1 pseudogene is annotated in these 381 nt (G+C 57.2%); it reads left to right on the plus strand.

From position 1 onward, the window contains the following. Positions 1-381 (plus strand): annotated as a pseudogene (locus I6F38_RS43650) (carbamoyl phosphate synthase large subunit); the annotation flags it as partial.

Raw genomic sequence — 381 nt, forward strand, 5'->3', positions numbered from 1 at the left:
ATGAAGAAGAGTGCGAAGCGAATCCGTCCACCGATCGTGAAAAAATCATGGTGCTCGGCGGCGGCCCGAACCGTATCGGTCAGGGTATCGAATTCGACTACTGCTGTGTACACGCCTCGCTGGCGCTGCGCGAAGATGGTTATGAAACCATTATGGTTAACTGTAACCCGGAAACCGTCTCCACCGACTACGACACCTCCGACCGCCTCTACTTCGAACCGGTAACGCTGGAAGACGTGCTGGAAATTGTGCGTATTGAGAAGCCGAAAGGCGTTATCGTTCAGTACGGCGGTCAGACCCCGCTGAAACTGGCGCGCGCGCTGGAAGCTGCTGGCGTACCGGTTATCGGTACCAGCCCGGATGCCATCGACCGTGCGGAAG

It is taken from the genome of Bradyrhizobium sp. BRP56 (genome assembly GCF_020194035.1).
Lineage (GTDB): Bacteria > Pseudomonadota > Alphaproteobacteria > Rhizobiales > Xanthobacteraceae > Bradyrhizobium > Bradyrhizobium australafricanum.